18 protein-coding genes are annotated in these 15,175 nt (G+C 55.0%); 9 read left to right on the top strand and 9 right to left on the bottom strand.

All coding sequences use genetic code 11. The features are described 5' to 3' along the window. Positions 1-99 precede the first annotated feature (99 nt). Genes K1718_RS12605 through K1718_RS12615 form a run of 3 tightly spaced genes read right to left on the bottom strand, consistent with a single transcriptional unit; the run spans position 100 to position 3,571 of the window. A complete protein-coding gene (locus K1718_RS12605; protein WP_265684646.1) occupies positions 100-660 on the bottom strand; it encodes a DUF1254 domain-containing protein in 561 nt (186 codons plus the stop codon). Then, positions 657-1,376 (bottom strand): DUF1214 domain-containing protein, encoded by a 720-nt coding sequence (locus tag K1718_RS12610; RefSeq protein WP_265684647.1) that lies wholly within the window; start codon positions 1,374-1,376, stop codon positions 657-659. The genes K1718_RS12605 and K1718_RS12610 overlap by 4 nt, the downstream gene beginning before the upstream one ends. Then, a complete protein-coding gene (locus K1718_RS12615; protein ID WP_418068120.1) occupies positions 1,373-3,571 on the bottom strand; it encodes a transglycosylase domain-containing protein in 2,199 nt (732 codons plus the stop codon). The genes K1718_RS12610 and K1718_RS12615 overlap by 4 nt, the downstream gene beginning before the upstream one ends. Positions 3,572-3,795: 224 nt before the next feature. Between K1718_RS12615 and K1718_RS12620 the strand changes: the two genes are divergently transcribed. Next, positions 3,796-4,269 carry a YcgN family cysteine cluster protein gene (locus tag K1718_RS12620; protein ID WP_265684648.1) on the top strand — a complete coding sequence of 158 codons (474 nt, stop codon included), beginning with the start codon at positions 3,796-3,798 and terminating at the stop codon, positions 4,267-4,269. A gap of 54 nt (positions 4,270-4,323) precedes the next feature. Here K1718_RS12620 and K1718_RS12625 read toward each other — a convergent pair whose 3' ends face one another. Further along, entirely contained in the window at positions 4,324-4,938 is a 615-nt protein-coding gene (locus tag K1718_RS12625; RefSeq protein WP_265684649.1) for a TetR/AcrR family transcriptional regulator, read from the bottom strand. A gap of 118 nt (positions 4,939-5,056) precedes the next feature. Between K1718_RS12625 and K1718_RS12630 the strand changes: the two genes are divergently transcribed. Then, the gene (locus tag K1718_RS12630; RefSeq protein WP_152501252.1) at positions 5,057-5,638 is read left to right on the top strand and encodes an NAD(P)H-dependent oxidoreductase; all 582 of its coding nucleotides are present in this window, start codon (positions 5,057-5,059) and stop codon (positions 5,636-5,638) included. A 30-nt stretch (positions 5,639-5,668) separates the two neighbouring features. Here K1718_RS12630 and K1718_RS12635 read toward each other — a convergent pair whose 3' ends face one another. From K1718_RS12635 to K1718_RS12650, 4 genes are all read right to left on the bottom strand, one after another. Then, the gene (locus K1718_RS12635; RefSeq protein WP_274706381.1) at positions 5,669-7,159 is read right to left on the bottom strand and encodes an MltF family protein; all 1,491 of its coding nucleotides are present in this window, start codon (positions 7,157-7,159) and stop codon (positions 5,669-5,671) included. 85 nt (positions 7,160-7,244) lie between these two features. Further along, on the bottom strand, positions 7,245-7,763 hold the full coding sequence (locus tag K1718_RS12640) for a DUF3833 family protein (protein WP_152501254.1): 519 nt from the start codon (positions 7,761-7,763) through the stop codon (positions 7,245-7,247). 71 nt (positions 7,764-7,834) lie between these two features. Then, the gene (locus K1718_RS12645) at positions 7,835-8,839 is read right to left on the bottom strand and encodes a P1 family peptidase (RefSeq protein WP_152501255.1); all 1,005 of its coding nucleotides are present in this window, start codon (positions 8,837-8,839) and stop codon (positions 7,835-7,837) included. Between the two features lie 53 nt (positions 8,840-8,892). Beyond that, the gene (locus tag K1718_RS12650) at positions 8,893-9,441 is read right to left on the bottom strand and encodes a flavin reductase (RefSeq protein ID WP_173005985.1); all 549 of its coding nucleotides are present in this window, start codon (positions 9,439-9,441) and stop codon (positions 8,893-8,895) included. A gap of 205 nt (positions 9,442-9,646) precedes the next feature. On the opposite strand from K1718_RS12650, the gene K1718_RS12655 reads away from it, so the two are divergent. The 4 genes from K1718_RS12655 (at position 9,647) to K1718_RS12670 (ending at position 12,404) form a co-directional block, all read left to right on the top strand. Beyond that, positions 9,647-10,756, top strand: coding sequence for a branched-chain amino acid ABC transporter substrate-binding protein (locus tag K1718_RS12655; protein WP_265684650.1), 1,110 nt, complete (start codon positions 9,647-9,649; stop codon positions 10,754-10,756). Between the two features lie 316 nt (positions 10,757-11,072). Continuing rightward, positions 11,073-11,507 (top strand): curlin, encoded by a 435-nt coding sequence (locus K1718_RS12660; RefSeq protein ID WP_265684651.1) that lies wholly within the window; start codon positions 11,073-11,075, stop codon positions 11,505-11,507. 72 nt (positions 11,508-11,579) lie between these two features. Further along, a complete protein-coding gene (csgH, locus tag K1718_RS12665; RefSeq protein ID WP_152501258.1) occupies positions 11,580-11,972 on the top strand; it encodes a curli-like amyloid fiber formation chaperone CsgH in 393 nt (130 codons plus the stop codon). A 27-nt stretch (positions 11,973-11,999) separates the two neighbouring features. Next, complete coding sequence (locus tag K1718_RS12670; RefSeq protein WP_265684652.1) at positions 12,000-12,404, top strand: curlin; 405 nt, start codon at positions 12,000-12,002, stop codon at positions 12,402-12,404. 82 nt (positions 12,405-12,486) lie between these two features. Here K1718_RS12670 and K1718_RS12675 read toward each other — a convergent pair whose 3' ends face one another. Beyond that, the gene (locus K1718_RS12675; protein ID WP_152501260.1) at positions 12,487-13,098 is read right to left on the bottom strand and encodes a YceI family protein; all 612 of its coding nucleotides are present in this window, start codon (positions 13,096-13,098) and stop codon (positions 12,487-12,489) included. 295 nt (positions 13,099-13,393) lie between these two features. Between K1718_RS12675 and K1718_RS12680 the strand changes: the two genes are divergently transcribed. From K1718_RS12680 to K1718_RS12690, 3 genes are all read left to right on the top strand, one after another. Beyond that, the gene (locus K1718_RS12680; RefSeq protein ID WP_265684653.1) at positions 13,394-13,912 is read left to right on the top strand and encodes a L,D-transpeptidase; all 519 of its coding nucleotides are present in this window, start codon (positions 13,394-13,396) and stop codon (positions 13,910-13,912) included. 267 nt (positions 13,913-14,179) lie between these two features. After that, positions 14,180-14,794, top strand: a complete 615-nt coding sequence (locus K1718_RS12685; RefSeq protein ID WP_265684654.1) for a protein-methionine-sulfoxide reductase heme-binding subunit MsrQ — start codon at positions 14,180-14,182, stop codon at positions 14,792-14,794. A gap of 32 nt (positions 14,795-14,826) precedes the next feature. Next, positions 14,827-15,132 carry a PepSY domain-containing protein gene (locus tag K1718_RS12690; protein WP_152501263.1) on the top strand — a complete coding sequence of 102 codons (306 nt, stop codon included), beginning with the start codon at positions 14,827-14,829 and terminating at the stop codon, positions 15,130-15,132. The last annotated feature ends 43 nt before the right edge of the window (positions 15,133-15,175 follow it).

Here is a 15,175-nt window from a genome sequence, read left to right on the forward strand (position 1 = left end):
CTTATGTGGGGCGTTAGCGGATTTCGAACCGCAGGTTTCGAAGTCAAATCGTTTATGATCTGCTTTGCAGGCCACGCGATTTGTTGATGGCAAAGCTGATCAAATCCCGGTGCAGTTCGCAGCCTTGAGGGCCCGGTCTACATCCACGGCACGTGAACCGTGAGGGACATAAGCGCGCAGGAGAGCGAACCCGCTGATGGGTTCTTCTGTTTCTATCACAATCAGGTCTTCAAGGTTTTCCGGCGGGTTCTCGCGCAAGATGGAAAGCTGTTCGGTGGTCAGGACCAGCATCGACAGGCGTTCAGCACCTGCTGTGCGGTTGTTGAGACTGTAAACAGCTTCTCCGGCCGCGTTGAAGAGGCCAATGGACCAAAAGGAAACCGGGATGCTGGCGTCAAAGAGAACCGGGCCGTTGTCCAATTGAAAGCGGCAGGTCGCGTGCTTCATCGCCGGGTCGAGATCCGGTAAGGCTTCTTTACCCGGTTGAATGTCAGGTAGCAGATTGAACTGTCGGTCAGGACCATAGGCGGCCACGTTGTCGTAGGCACTGTGCTGCACATTGTGCGGAATGCTGAGCACCACGAGAATGTGGATGATTGCCGCCAGGCAGAGTACCGCCAGCAGTCCAACGGTAAGATTGAAGCGGGGCGAAAGTGTCACGGACAACCGGTCCTTTCGATCAGTGGCATGCTGACACCATCCAGTGCAGCACCTGTCGTCACCGGTGCGTCATACAGTCTGAGCACAAACCGCAAACCGTCACTGGCCTTGGCAGCCGCGGCAAGCGGAAGCCAGTTGCCCGAGTGTGGATTTCTGGCAGCGGTTATCTGGAAGGATCCATCCTGAGCTCGTAGCAGGTCAGAACTCACAAGGTTTCCGCGGCCCGGCAGGGTTTCAACCAGGTGACCTTTGCCATCCAGAGCGGTCAGCGTCCAAAGACGCGCTGAGGGTGTTTGACCCGCAATCCTATAGATACAGGTCGGGTCGAGTTGATGTCCTGCGCTGTCTTCGCGTGCTACGAGCGCAAGGCCTTCGCCATTGGCGAGGGGAATGACGGCGCCGCGTGTGTATATGGCAACCGAATAAGGGTCGGCGTCGGCCGTGCCTGCCTTGGGATAAGCATGCCAGGGCCCGATGGTCACAGCGTTGAGGGGTTGTTCGCGCTCAATCAGCAAATAGGCCGTGCTGATGCCCAGAAGTGAGGCCAGAACCACAACCAGCGCAATGGTTGCCAGTTTGCGCACAGGATGGCTTCGATAAGGCCGGATTGCACGGGGCAGTTTTTCCCCATACCAGGCCGCCTCACTATAAGATGAACCGTCGGCCGGGCCATTTTCAGGGCCGTGAGTTGAGTGCGGCAGGGACTGGTCGGTCATTGAGCTGCCGCGACGTCGGTCGAGTTGGAGTTTTCAGGAACGGATGCCTTGGCGCTTTTTTGTTCCAGGAGCGTGCGCATATCAGCGCCAATTTGCTCAAGAAGCTGTTGTGTGCGCCGTTTCAATACACGTGGCTGAGATTTGACGACTTGTGTTGCCGCAAGTTTTGTCGGCTGCGCCCTGGCAAGTCTCGGCAGGTTTTCTGCGTCGACCCCAGGCATTCGGGCAAGTTCAATGCCTTTGTGAGCATAGTCGTTGTAAAGCTGCCAGGTCATTGCTGGCAGGCTGCCGCCCGTCACGCGCCGGGTAGATGAAAAGTCGTCATTGCCGTACCAGACGGCGGTTGCGAAATTCCCCGTATAGCCGACAAACCAAGCGTCGCGGTAAGCATTGGTGGTGCCCGTTTTTCCTGCGGCGACAACCCCATCGATCCTGGCCCTGCGGGCGGTACCTGCCTCAACCACATTGACCAGGATATCGTTCATCTGATGAACCTTGTCCTCCGGCAGCACGCGGATGGTGTCCGGTTCATCGCGTTCGCGCTGATAAAGAACGACACCGTCACTGTTCTTCACTTCAAGGATTGCATACGCCGGTGCCTTGAAGCCGCCATTTGCAAATGTTGCGTAGGAAGCGGCCATGTCCACAACGGAGACTTCAGACGAACCGATGGGCAATGAAATCGAGTTCTCAAGCTCATGTGTCAGACCCATGGCGTAAGCGGTTTCGATTATTTTTTCACGACCGAAATCGAGCGACAGTCGCACCGGAATGGTGTTGATCGACTTTGTCAGGGCCAGTTTCAGACTGACCGGTCCTCTGTAGCTTCTGTTGTAGTTTTTAGGTGACCAGTTGCCGATCCAGACCGGACGGTCCGGCACGATGCTGGTCGGCTCATAGCCGTTCATGAAGGCCGTCATATAGACGAAAGGCTTGAAAGATGAACCGGGTTGGCGCAGGGCATTGACCGCCCTGTTGAACTGACTTTCGCCATATGATCTGCCGCCAACCATGGCAACGACGGCACCGTCCGGGATCATCGACACGAGGGCAGCTTCGCCTGCATCGCGCAGTTTGCCGTTTTCCCTGAGGATGGTTTCCACAGCGAGATCTGCCTGGCGTTGCAGGGCTGGATCAAGGGTGGTGCGCACCGTCACGATGCGGTCGCGGGCAAGCGCGGGATTGCGTCGTGCAAGCTTCTTGACCTCATCCAGTGCCCAGTCGAGGAAATACTCGGGCAATTGGTCCTGTGAGCGATCGACCGCGAGCGCCGGGTTGCGTCTTGCACCGATCACCTGACCTTCAGTCAAAAGCGATGCCTGGACCATATTGGTGAGCACTTCATTGGCGCGCGCGCGGGCCGCAGGCAGGTTTATGTGTGGGGCGTATTTGCCGGGCGCTTTATAAAGGCCGGCCAGCATCGCGCTTTCAGCGAGTGTCAGTTCCCTTACGTTCTTGTTGAAATAGAACTCGGCGGCCGCGGTTACGCCAAACACGCCACCACCCATATAGGCCCGGTCTAGATAGAGTTTCAGAATTTCCTGCTTGGTCAGGTTCGCCTCGAGCCAAAGCGCCAGATAGGCTTCCTTGATCTTTCGGCTCAGACTGCGCTCATTGGTCAGGAACAGGTTTTTGGCAAGCTGCTGTGTCAGTGTTGAGCCACCCTGGACAACGCCGCCTGCGCGCGCGTTTTCGACCATGGCTCTGAATGTGCCGACAAAATCGATGCCGAAATGGAAAAAGAAGCGCCGATCTTCTGTCGACAGCGTTGCCTTGATTAGGGAATCGGGAATTTCCTCAAGTGGCACACTGTCATTGAGCACGATACCGCGACGGCCAATTTCGTTGCCGAAGCGATCCAGGAACGTCACCGCAAAGTCGTCCGTTGTCTTCCAGTCCGCGTAGCGGGTCGCTTCGAATGCCGGCTGTGCAAAGGCAAGTACAACGATGAAGCCGATCAGGCCGAAGGTCAGCCCGTCGGATGAAAGTTCTGCCAGACCGCGCCAGATTCCCTTCGCTCGAAAGCGGCGCAAGAACGCATCATAGCCTTCAACCGTTCGCCGGATCGCCGCACCGCTGCGCCACAAAGCGGTGTCGACGATTGCATCGATTGCAAGAAAGAACCTGCGGATACGGTGACGCTTTCTCGGCGGCTTCGTAGCTTCGGTTTCCTGTGGGTGCGGCTTGTCCGTCACGCGGCCCTGAATCTCCGGGTCTAACTGAGTGTTTCAAATTACCGGTTTTTTCGCCTCGTGAAAACCAGTGATGAGCATGATGAAAGAATGCTCCTTGTTTATTGATCATTCATTGAAAAAGCTTGCGGATAAATGCTGCAAAATCCGCAATGCTTGCCGAGTGGAAGCTAGCATGCTACGCGCACGCGGCTCCGGCAGTCGCCAGGGCAATTGGGCAGGACCACATGACATCCGATCGTGAACACGGCAATTTGCCATTCTGGAAGACCAAGTCGCTTGAAGACATGAGCAAGAGCGAGTGGGAATCCCTTTGCGACGGTTGCGCGCGCTGCTGCCTCAATAAATTGGAAGACTGGGACACGGGTGAAATTGTCTGGACCCGGGTTGCCTGTACCCTGCTTGATGGCGATACATGCCGTTGCAAGGACTACGATAACCGCGCTGCGACTGTTCCCGACTGCATTCAGTTGACACCGGCGGAAGTCAAAACGCTCACCTGGTTGCCACCAACTTGTGCCTATCGTCTGGTTTCAGAAGGGGAGGACCTTTACTGGTGGCATCCCTTAGTTTCAGGCAATGCGGAGACGGTGCATGAGGCAGGTGTGTCTTCTAGGGGCCGCACGGTTCCGGAAGACGGCATGGCACTGGAAGAGTATGAAAACCATGTGGTGACCTGGCCAGGTGATCTGCCGGCCTAACGCTCCTGAGCGTTTAATGGGTCTTAAAAGAAATCGGCATCAATTCCGACCCGATCAACCTTCAAGCAGAAATGCTTCGACGTGACGGCGAAGCCTTCCTTCCAGGGAGTTTAGATCCGTAATCTGATGACTTTTCAACAAGATCGCACCATGGATCATGAAGGCGATCAGCCCATCGGTCATTTCCTCTGGTGTTCTGTCGGTGCGCAGTTTGGGGGTCATGGAGGCTGTTTGCTGCCAGTGCTGCAGAAACACCGCGAGACCCGCATCAAGTCTGTCGAGAGTTTCAACGAATTCTGCAGCGCAATTGGGCTTGGTTACGCCAATATTGTCCAAAAACAATCGGAGAATAGTCGGACTGTCCGTGATGACGGTGATCATTGCCATAATGCGCTGCATCAGCAAGCCGACCGGGTCCGATATCTCCTGCTTCGGGTCCTGTTCGTTTTCCTGTTCGGAGAGCGCTTTTAGGCGATCCAAAAGTACATAGGACAACAGACCGTCCATGTCACCAAAGTGAGAAAAGACAGTCCCCTTTGCAACACCTGCCTCTTGTGCAACGGCTTCAGCTGTCACCTGTTCCAGCCCATGTCTTTTGCTCAGTGTCCGGGCGGCATCCAGAACGCGGGCCTTTGTGGCAATGCTGCGTTGTTGTGGTTTGCGCGTCATGAAACCTCAATAAATTGACCGCGGTCAAAAAATATCTTGACCTGCAAGTTTAGCGATGTCAAAAGTTGACCACGGTCAATTTTATGACGATTCACGTATCTCTCGATTGGACTTGGTCATGACACGAATTCTTGTATTGGACGGGCATCCCGAATTTGGGTCGTTCTGTGGTTCTCTTGCCAGCGCATATGCAGATGAAGCAGAGGCGAGGGGGCACGAGGTCAGGTTAAGGCACTTGTCCAAGATGGCCTTCGATCCTGATCTGGGCACGTCGAGTTTCGCCAAGACACCTCCGCTTGAGCCGGATCTTGAGGCAATCTGGCAAGACATCGTCTGGTGTCAGCATATGGTGGTCGCACACCCATTGTGGTGGGGCGGTCATCCAGCGAAGCTGAAGGGTTTGTTCGACCGGGTGTTGTTGCCAGGAAAGGCATTCCAGTATGTGAAAGGCAAGGCTTTGCCGGACAAACTGCTGGCCGGCCGTACTTCTCAAGTGCTGGTCACTTCGGACACACCAAACTGGTTCTACCGCCTGGTCTATGGTTCGGGATCCCGCAAACAGACGGAAAAACAAATTCTGGGTTTCTGTGGATTGAAGCCCAAGGGGTATCACATGTTTTCCCAGATCAAGGGATCGACCGATGAGGGCCGTGCGAAGATGATTGAACGCGCAGCAGGTCTAGGGCGCAAAGCTGCCTGAGACCATCCAAACCGATGCACTATCGAATTGCTATTGCGCAGATTTGGTTGATTTGAGTTCGGCCTCGGATTTGCGGCGTTGGTGCTCATTGAAGAAGACAACGTAGTACTGGTAGATGTTACCGACATAGTCGACAGGTTGCCGGCCGATTTCAGAGGCAACGATCCACTCTACATTGCCGAACCACTTGTCCGGGTCGTAGCCCTGCATTTTAGCCTTCTCGCGCAATTTTGCGAAACGGCTTGGTCCGGCGTTGTAGGCCGCCAATGCGAAAAAGGTCTGACTTGCCGGGTCGGGTGCAAGCTTCGGAAAATAGGAATCTGCCAGATACCGCAGGTACTTGACGCCGGCATGCACGTTTTTTTCCGTATCGGAAGCGATGCCGCGGATGTTAATTGGGTTTCCTTCAGCGGTGGTTGGCTTGATCTGCATCAGGCCAACCGCACCCGCGCTGCTTCTAGCTGCCGGGTCGAATTTTGACTCCTGATAGCTCTGTGCAGCAATCAGCAACCAGTCGATCTCGTATTCCTTGCCATATTTCTGGAAGAAGGCGCGGAACCTGGCGAGCTTTTCATCATAATCCGCTTTGCGCATTTCCTTCAGGTAAGTCGCTTCCTGCAAATACCGTTTGAAAATGATGTTTCCCAGCAAAGTGCCTTTCTTGACGGTGGGAACAAAACCGTCGACTTCCTGCAGCAGGGCCGGGGCGTTCTTTCGAACAGCGATTGCGATCTCCCCATCCTTTCGGACTGCAGCCTCAGGGTGAAGCTTGAGCCCATCGAGCACATCGAGCCAAAGCTCGGCCTTGTGCCGGTCGACGATCACCATGGGAATGCCGCCGGCGGCGACCATCTCCATCAGATCCTCGTCTTCCAGGCGCTCGTCCGCATAAACGAGGTCCATCGTTTTTTTGCCCTCACGGGCAAGTCTTCGGTTCAGCGCGTCGAGGCTTTGGGAATAGGAAGCTGATTTGCGGACAAAGATTGTTTTCCCGGACAGGTCGTCGACTGAAAGAATGTCAGGGACGCTGTCAGCTGTGACAGGCACTTCTTCCACGTCCTTGAGGAGTGGAGCTGAGAAGGTGACAAGCTTTTCCCTGTCTTCAGTTATCGTCAGATTGCCAAGTGCAATGTCACCACGGGCGTCAGACAGGTCCTTAAACAAATTTGTCCGTTGCGTGGGGATCAGAACGACTTCGAAGTCCTTGACCTTGTCACCATGGGTCGTTGCCAGGTGTTTTTCGAACTCGATCATCAGATCGGCCGAACTGCCGCGTCTTACACCCTTGTCGATAAAGAAACCTGTTTTGGAGAACGGCACGAGTACACGCAGGTATCCGCGCTCGACAAGATCATCAAAGTCGCCTTCGAAAGGCTGCCGCAGGACGTCTTCCAGGTTTTCAGCGAGCTCTGTATCTGTGCTAAATCCCTGTTCTGAATAGAAAATAACGCTGGATACGGCGATGATTAAAACCAAGAACGCATGCCTATAGATGCGGACAAGTCTGCTGGAAAGTTTCATTTGAAGCCCCGGTTCCCCAAACTGAACCTTAAGTAAAGCCTCAAGTGTAGCTTTTGATCAAGAAGATCAGCTCAAGAACGGGGGGCTATCTCTTGAAGGTGAGATCAACCGTGCCGATCGTGATGCCCGCTTTCATCACCTTTGCGGTGTTGCGAACCGTGCGTTTGTCGATCTGGGTCAGCGTGTCGTCAAAGCGGAGCTTGATGGGGCCATTTTCTGTTTCAAGCTCGGCAATGTATGAAAACCGAAGAGACCCGTCTTCGCCGGTGACGACGTTGGTTGGGCTCAGCACATCGGCGCGTTGGCCAATATACCGATCCTCTGCGACTTTCTGGAAAAACCAGGTCTTGGTATCGCGCTCACCGTCTTCGTAGACGAAGTCTTCGCGAAGACGAAGCGTGAATGTTCTCGGGTTCCAGGTCCCGGTCAGATAGACCTTAAAGGGTCGATAGACCCCTGCTATCTTGCTTTCAAAGACACCCTCTCCAACCGTTTTACCCCGGAAGAATTCTTCTAGGATCAGCGGTTTGGCAAGGGCCGGAGCAGTGGCCGCGAACAGAGAAACAAGAAAAACGAGTGCCAGTTTTTTCCAGCTTTGGATCATGTGTCAGCGCCTTGTGCTTCTTTGAACTTGCACAAAGTCCTACGGACGCGAAGATGAACTGGATTTGTAGGCTAGCCACCAAAACGCTGTTGCCAGGTTGGGACCGGGTCGTCTGAAGCAGGGGTTGCGTTATAGATACCCCTCGCAATCGCGCGGGCCAGACAGGATGCTGCTGCCGCACCCAGTTGCACCATATCTTCCAGGCCGTTTTCCAAACGCTGCTGGCCTGTCGACATGGCAAATACCAGATCTCCGTCCAGGGGGGTGTGCGCTGGCCAGAGCGCGCGCGCCAGTCCGTCATGGGCCATGACTGCAAGCCGCTTGGCTTCGCCCTTGGTGAGGATCGCATCTGTTGCAACGGCCGCAATCGTCGTGTTGGCACCGGCCTTCAGGGCATCAAGTTTCGTTCGAACAGCCGTGCTGTCGTTCGGAAGGGGATGAGCCATGCCTTTGCCGCCGAACTCGTGACCGACTTCAAATGGGGCTGCCCAGAAGTGGGGGCTGTCGCCAATGGTTGCGCGACCGAGTGCATTCACGGCAACGATCGCACCTATGGTGACGCCATTGTCCAGTTTTTGCGACGCTGATCCGAGCCCGCCCTTGAGATTGGCTGTCGTGGCACCAGTGCCCGCACCGACGGAGCCGAGAACGAAATCATACGAAATGTCGTCAAGTGCAGATCGTCCGAGATCTCTGTATGGCGCCGCCTGGCCCCAGCTTTTGTCGCCGCCATTTAACAGGTCAAACAGGATCGCTGTTGGTACGATCGGGACACGAACCGGGCCGATTTCAAAGCCATATCCCAGTTCCGCGAGACGGCCCTGAACACCCGCGCCTGCGTCCAATCCGAACGCAGAGCCGCCAGCAAGAACGATCGCATCGATCTTTTCAACGGTCTGTTCAGGTTCCAGCAATGCGATTTCCCGCGTTCCCGGAGCTCCACCATGTATCGCAACGGATGTTACGGCCGCTTCGTCCGGAACCAGTACGGTTGCTCCGGATTTGAGCTCCTGGTCTGAAGCATTTCCAACTTTCAGTCCCGGAACATCGGTGATCAGATTGCGCATACCGGCCATTGGGCGACTGTCCCCGTTGTATGGTGGGTTGAAAGAGTTTGATCCCAATGATTTCAGGTGTCTAGGCTTTTGTAGCCTCTGCGCACATACAGAAGAGATTTGCCTGGGTCGGTCATTCGCAGATCTGCGACGGTTCCAACGATAATCGAGTGTGTTCCCATTTCGGTTACCGAGAATACTTCGCAGTCGACGCTGAGACGCGCGCTGTCGAGGGCAGGGCACCCGGTGGCAAGATTGGTCCAGTCACCTCTGGCGAACCGATCCGGCATCTCCAGTTTGTCACGACCGGCAAAGACGTCTGAAATGTGCTCGTGATCGTCGCTTAGTGTGTTGAGGCAAAAACATCTGTTTTTCAAAACTGCGCCGTGGATGCGGGTCTGCCTGTTCAGGCAGATCAATATGCTTGGCGGTTCATCGCTGACTGAACAAGCTGCTGAAACGGTTGCTCCCATGCGACCGCCAGCGCCATCCGTGGTAACGACATGCACTGCAGCGGCGATACGGCTCATGGCTTCGCGAAAACTCTGCTTGTCCAGCGTGAGGTCGGCCTGGTCGCTCATATCGGAGGATGATGGTGTGATGGCGTGGCTCCTTGGGGCCATGGATTGGGAATCGAAAGATATGACCCTGAAGGCAAAAGTCTATGCTTCTTCAAAACCTCTGCCTAGGGTGTGAAATGCAATTCCTTTGCGACAGGGAGCCAATTCGAACCGCTGCGGGAGTGGCAAACTCGGCACCTGCCAATTGAGCTCCCTGCAACATGGGGTTACGGATAGACAGATCAATACAGGACCGTTGGGACGATACATGACCTATCAGCAGCTTGTTGCAAGCCTTGGACTAGTTGCCTGCAGCCTAATTTCCAGCCCGGCTGTTGCGGACATGACTGTTGCAATTGCCGGCCCGATGGACGGCCAGTTCAGGGCCTTTGGCGCGCAGATGCAGGCTGGGGCAGCGAAGGCCGTTGCTGATATCAATGCAGCGGGTGGTGTCAGGGGTGAACAGCTTGTGCTGGAAGTTGCCGATGACGGCTGCAACGACGAACAGGCCGTCGCCGTTGCCAATCAACTTATCGGCAAGGGCGCAGTTTTCGTCGCCGGTCATTTTTGTTTCGGCGCTTCAATTGCTGCAAGTGCAGTCTATGCCGATGCGGGGATTGTCCAGATCTCCCCGGCAACCACCTTGCCGCGGTTTACCGAGGCACGGCCTAGTTCCGGCATTTTCCGGCTCGCACCTCGCGATGACACGCAAGCCCTTGTTGCAGGCCAATTGCTGGCCTCAGAGTTTGCCTCCAGTCGTATTGCTATTCTTCATGACAAGACGGCCTATGGCAAAGGCCTGACCGATGCGGTGAAAGCCGTGATGAATGATCGTGGCGTGTCGGAGAGTATTGCCTTGGGCTTCGATGCTGGCGAGGACGACTATCGCAATCTCGTCACCCAACTCAGTTTGGAGAATGTCGATGTGGTCTATCTCGGTGGTTATCATCCGGAGGCCGGTCTGATCGGGCTCGAAATGGCCCGCCAGGGTCTAGATGCCCAGTTGATCGGTGGAGATGCCCTCATGACCGAAGAATTCTGGTCGGTCGCTGGTCCTTCAGGAGAAGGGACACTGCTTACCTATCCCGAGATTCCAAGGGAGATTGAGGCATCCAAAGATGTGGTCGCCGATCTGGAAGAAGCCGGTCTATCTGCCGATCGCTACGCCCTGACGACTTACGCAGCGCTTCAAGCCTGGGCACAGGCTATGGAACAGGCTGCCGACCCGACGTTTGAGGCAGTTGCAAGCTCTCTTGAAAACGGTGCGTTCGAGACCGTTCTTGGAACCGTTCGGTTTGACGAAAACGGTGATGCGAACGTGCCGGCCTATGTCTGGTATGAATGGCAAGACGGAGCTCCACAGCTCCGGTCAAGATAGGTCGAAGTGCCGATATTCGAAAGCGCCAAAAGACCAGTTCGGCTGTTGGCTTTGATATGAGCGAGTTTTTTAGCGTTCAATTCCGTAAGCCGAGCGGGCTGACCAAACTCAATTTCCTGCACTTTCTTGCAGGTTTGCTGGGCTTTGCTCGCGGTGACTGATGACCTCTGCCGGGTCCACAATGAGGGCTGCCCGAATTTGAACACCACCATGAACCCAATCTGAACGCCACATTCAGGGCGAGTTCCGTGCCTGCAATCTACCTTCCAATTGTCTTCAACACGCGGCGAGGCCGCACCGACGAGAGGAAGTCCAGATGTTTCGCAAAGTTGTTCTCAGCGCCACCGCAGCGGTTTTTCTTTCCACTGCAATCCTGCCTGCCAATGCGAATGGCATCAATATCGAACAGTTTGGATTCGGTCATGTAGCTGGCGGCAACCAGAACGGTTTTAACAACCTGATCGGTATTTTTCAGGACGGCCATGCCAACGAAACCATCAACAACCAATTCGGCAATCACAACACCACTGCAATCGGCCAGACAGGTGCCCACAACTTCGCCGACACCTGGCAGAACGGCTTTGGCAACTCTGCCGGTGTCGGTCAGTTCGGTACCGACCACAATGCGGTGATGACCCAGGATGGGAACGGCAATATTGCGGCAGGTGTGCAGGTCGGCCATGGCTGTGATGCCACTGTTAATCAGGCCGGTTCCGGCAATGTCGCTGCGTTCGTTCAGACCTGTCCGTAAGATCCGAACACTTCCCGAGACTTTTGGCTGGCCGGTTGATCCGGCCGCTGAAAGAGCAAACAGGAGGACATCATGAAATCCAACCTCAAAGCCTTGAGCCTTGCTGTTCTGATCGCTGGCATTGGCGGTATTCACTACGCGACCGACGCGTCGCAAGCCTACGAAAACTCCAATCGCACCACTTGTGGAATCGACACCAAGACCGGTGGCAACTCCGTCATGTTGACCGGTATCGCGACAGGACATCCTGGGGAAACCGGCCAGTATCGCTTGACCATAAATGGCGGTGGCTCTGGTGGCACGACCTCCACCAGCCAGGGTGGCGCCTTTGAGATCGGACCGGACGGCCGGGCCGAGACAGGTCGCGTCATGCTTGGCAAGGACGGCGTCTATGACGCGCGTTTTCAATACCAGATTGGCAGCGAGACCTTTGATTGCAAGACCCGTATCGGGGACCGCATCTAACACACTTCAAATTCAGGAAAGTTACCCATGACCCGCAACATTGTTCGTACCATCGCCGCTGCTGCCTTGTTCAGCGGTATCGCAGCAAGCCCGGCTCTTGCCGGGGGAGGCTTCTCTTTCACACTCAATCCGCAAAACGGTGATCAGCAAACATTGATGCGCGCTGGTCTCGTCGCGGCAGCGATCGCCAACGATCTGAGCAAACAGGGCGGGATCAAGCAGAATGGTATCGGCAATGCTGCTGGTATTCTGCAAAATGGATTTGGCAATCAGGGCATAGTTTTCCAGGAAGGAAACGGCCACAACGGATCTCTCAAGCAGAATGGAAACAACAACGCCTACGGTTTGTTTCAGTTCGGTCGAAACACAAACGGCCATATTGTTCAAAATGGGCATGGTCAGACGGGAACGACCTTCCAGTTCGGATGGTAGCGCGCTACGCCCTGACCCGACAGATGAAGAGGCACGCAGCTTTGCCAGCTGACGTGCCTCTTTCATGCAACACGAGATTTTATCAACTGCGTCGACCGGTTCCCTTGATGTTGAGGTTCACCCTGTCTGCGTAAATTGGGAGCCCGGCATCCATACCGTAAAGGCTCCGGAAAAAGGCGCCTGAGACTTCGAACGCGACCCGTCCCTTGGAGTTCGGATTGATCGTCACGGATAGCGTCGTGCGTTTTTGTTTGCCACGCATGACCAGGACGCCATCAACCTCTGCCGTGTTCTGACCGGTAATCCTGACACGGGTGCTCTGAAACTTCGCGATTGGGTGTTTGGCGACGTCGAACATTGCCGAGCTTTTCAGAAATCCGGTCACCTTGTTGTTATTGGTTGTCACGCTGCTCAGGTCCACCGTCACCTCGACGCGGCTTTTTTCCGGCCGGTTTTGATTGAGGATCATTTTCCCAGAGACATTGGTGAAGGCGCCGGTCACAGGGCCACGACCGAGAACGCGGACGGAAAAACCAGTTTCGATTTGAGATGGCGAAAGGGTGTAGGTTCCTGTGAGTGGCCCTGCATGTGCTGGAAGCGAGGCCGACAGGAGACCGCCAGCACATGCGGCAGCGGCAAGAAATCTTGCGGTTTTCTGCGAAAAATTTGAGAATGTTGATTGTAGAAACGTCATCGATATTGTCCCTGTTCAGCTCATGGGCATGAGAGAGTTCGCGGGATCGTGTTCCGCGAGATCCGTTGGTGGATGGCTCCTTGGTGAGCCGCCTCATCAACCTAGTCATTTCCTACCGATCGGTATTGTGCGCTAAGTCACTTGACTTTGAAGTCACAATGCAGCGATTGAATTGACTGTGATTGCGCGAAAGGGTGCCCAAGAAGCGCATTAACCTTTCGGTAAGAAAGTGGCGCTCGCGGTATTCTTCCAGCACGAATGACGCGATATCTTCCCTGAAAACACGGGGTTGGTAATGCGTCGCACCTGTCTTTCCAGATTTTTGCTTACGGCCTTGGCTTTGGCCGCACTGTCGGTCTCATCGCCACTGAGTGCTGCAGAGCTTGTCGGGTTTTCCGATCACAGGTTCCAGCCAGGGACGATTGTCATCAGGAATTCCGAAAAACGCCTCTACCTGGTGCTGCGAGGAAACCGGGCGATCCGATACAAGGTAGCCGTTGGAAAACGCAGGAAGGCCTGGACCGGACAGGCCCATATCACGGCCAAGTATGTCAAGCCGGACTGGTCGCCTTCTCCTGAAGTTCGCAGGGACTTTCCCCATTTGCCGGCGGTGATCAGGGGAGGAGCGTCAAACAATCCGATGGGCGTTGCGGCGATGACGCTCTCAAACGGAAATTACGCCATACACGGAACCAATCGACCCGGTTCCATCGGGCGCGCTGTCTCCTATGGCTGTATCCGAATGGCCAATCATGACATCCAGGACCTGTTCCAGCGGGTCGGGGTCAGGACGCCCGTTGTGGCAATGCCGTAACCTCGATTCTGAAATGCTGGGACAGCTTGCCGCATTTAGTTTCAATTTTTTGAATATAAGGTGACTTGCGGGTCTCCTCCGACCCAAGCAAAGATCCTGCCGACACCGACAGCCCCAAAATCGGTGTTGGTGGGATTTACCGACCGATGCATCTGGCCTGATACATTTTGCGACACTTTCCAGGCTACCGAGACAAATTTGCCAGACACTTCATCGCTATGTTTGCGTTCATGACAAATTGAAACGGACGCAGGGGCAGGCGGACACATGAAACGCATTCTGGACAGTCGCTATTTTCTATGGGTTTTGCTGGCGCTGCCTTCGTTCCCGATGATTGCCGCTCTTGCCGGTGGAGCGACGTCGGAAGACGGGCGCGCCTCAACTGAATTTCTCTTGCATCCAACCGGCGAATTTGCAGCCAGGTTCATGATTATTGCAATGGTTATCACACCATTCAGGCTGCTCTTTCCGAAGGCCGGATTCTGGTTCTGGATGGCGCGCAGACGTCGGTATTTTGGTGTCGCAGCATTTGCCTATGCAGCCCTTCACACGGTTCTCTATCTGGTCGACATGGGATCGATCAAAGCTGTTCTCGGAGACTTTTGGGCACTGGGAATCTGGACGGGATGGCTGGCATTTTTGATCTTCTTGCCACTGGCCGTGACCTCGAACGATGCCTCTGTTCGCTGGCTCGGGTCAAAATGGAAACCGTTGCAGAGGTTTGTTTATCCGGCGGCAATCGCCACTCTGGTGCACTGGATGTTTGTTCACAACAATTTCGGTCCTGCGCTCGTGCATTTTGTCCCGTTGGCCGTCCTTGAGGCATACCGAATTTACCGGCACTTCAATCCGGGAACGGGTTCGAAAACCATCACTGCTTGAAAATTCGCTGGCGCACCGCAGAGGACAAGAACATGAACTATACGCTACACGTAGCCTATTCGATGTTTACAGCACTGCTTTCCGCACCCGCCGCTGCAACGGGCATGTTTGAGTGTGAGCCAACAGACAAGGCTGCCTGGCTTTCCGAGAACCAGGTCACAGAGAAGCTCGCAGGCGACGGCTGGAAAGTCCGGCGCATGAAGGAGGACGGTGGCTGCTGGGAAGTCTATGGCACTTCACCTGATGGCAAACGTGTCGAAGTCTACCTGCATCCCGTTTCCGGCGAAATCCTGTTGATCAATCAGCGCGGTACAATCATCTACCGCAAGGAAGACTGAATTCTGGGATCTACCTCAACTCTTCAGCGTTGCGTTTGCGGGA

It is taken from the genome of Roseibium porphyridii, assembly GCF_026191725.2.
GTDB lineage: Bacteria > Pseudomonadota > Alphaproteobacteria > Rhizobiales > Stappiaceae > Roseibium > Roseibium porphyridii.

Bases quoted from the DNA above. Each gene is read 5' to 3' on its own strand.
- K1718_RS12660 (WP_265684651.1), top strand. From the start codon at position 11,073: ATGTTTCGCAAAGTTGTTCTCAGCGCCACCGCAGCGGTTTTTCTTTCC.
- K1718_RS12620 (WP_265684648.1), top strand. From the start codon at position 3,796: ATGACATCCGATCGTGAACACGGCAATTTGCCATTCTGGAAGACCAAG.
- K1718_RS12680 (WP_265684653.1), top strand. From the start codon at position 13,394: ATGCGTCGCACCTGTCTTTCCAGATTTTTGCTTACGGCCTTGGCTTTG.
- K1718_RS12685 (WP_265684654.1), top strand. From the start codon at position 14,180: ATGAAACGCATTCTGGACAGTCGCTATTTTCTATGGGTTTTGCTGGCG.
- K1718_RS12655 (WP_265684650.1), top strand. From the start codon at position 9,647: ATGACCTATCAGCAGCTTGTTGCAAGCCTTGGACTAGTTGCCTGCAGC.
- K1718_RS12690 (WP_152501263.1), top strand. From the start codon at position 14,827: ATGAACTATACGCTACACGTAGCCTATTCGATGTTTACAGCACTGCTT.
- K1718_RS12630 (WP_152501252.1), top strand. From the start codon at position 5,057: ATGACACGAATTCTTGTATTGGACGGGCATCCCGAATTTGGGTCGTTC.
- K1718_RS12670 (WP_265684652.1), top strand. From the start codon at position 12,000: ATGACCCGCAACATTGTTCGTACCATCGCCGCTGCTGCCTTGTTCAGC.
- K1718_RS12645 (WP_152501255.1), bottom strand. From the start codon at position 8,839: ATGGCCGGTATGCGCAATCTGATCACCGATGTTCCGGGACTGAAAGTT.
- K1718_RS12625 (WP_265684649.1), bottom strand. From the start codon at position 4,938: ATGACGCGCAAACCACAACAACGCAGCATTGCCACAAAGGCCCGCGTT.
- K1718_RS12650 (WP_173005985.1), bottom strand. From the start codon at position 9,441: ATGGCCCCAAGGAGCCACGCCATCACACCATCATCCTCCGATATGAGC.
- K1718_RS12635 (WP_274706381.1), bottom strand. From the start codon at position 7,159: ATGAAACTTTCCAGCAGACTTGTCCGCATCTATAGGCATGCGTTCTTG.
- K1718_RS12610 (WP_265684647.1), bottom strand. From the start codon at position 1,376: ATGACCGACCAGTCCCTGCCGCACTCAACTCACGGCCCTGAAAATGGC.
- K1718_RS12675 (WP_152501260.1), bottom strand. From the start codon at position 13,098: ATGACGTTTCTACAATCAACATTCTCAAATTTTTCGCAGAAAACCGCA.
- csgH (WP_152501258.1), top strand. From the start codon at position 11,580: ATGAAATCCAACCTCAAAGCCTTGAGCCTTGCTGTTCTGATCGCTGGC.
- K1718_RS12640 (WP_152501254.1), bottom strand. From the start codon at position 7,763: ATGATCCAAAGCTGGAAAAAACTGGCACTCGTTTTTCTTGTTTCTCTG.